The sequence below is a fragment of the Shewanella sp. 4t3-1-2LB genome (assembly GCF_017368415.1).
GTDB lineage: Bacteria > Pseudomonadota > Gammaproteobacteria > Enterobacterales > Shewanellaceae > Shewanella > Shewanella fodinae.
Genome location: NZ_JAFNJD010000183.1, coordinates 1 through 255, shown reverse-complemented (window position 1 = coordinate 255; position 255 = coordinate 1). Strand labels below are relative to the sequence as shown.

1 pseudogene is annotated in these 255 nt (G+C 46.7%); it reads left to right on the top strand.

The features are described from left to right. Positions 1-255: pseudogene (locus J3L11_RS19220) on the top strand (hypothetical protein); the annotation flags it as partial.

The following is a 255-nucleotide window of genomic DNA, read 5'->3' as shown; positions in this document are numbered from 1 at the left end:
CTCAATTAGCGAATGCTGAGGATGCTCTAAAGGCCCATCTACCTGCTCGTCTTGCCGGTGGCACGTTGTTGCCTCCACCGGTCTCATCATCAACTGTGAGTTGGTGCCAATTACATCAAAATTCAGCCACATTTTTTAAAGATGTTGGTCAGTTGCCGTATAGCGGTCGATGGGTGTTGCCAACGCGTAAAACGATTAGCTCTGTCAACGAGATTGCAGATATCAACAAAATTAATCGAGCATTTGTGCCTACGC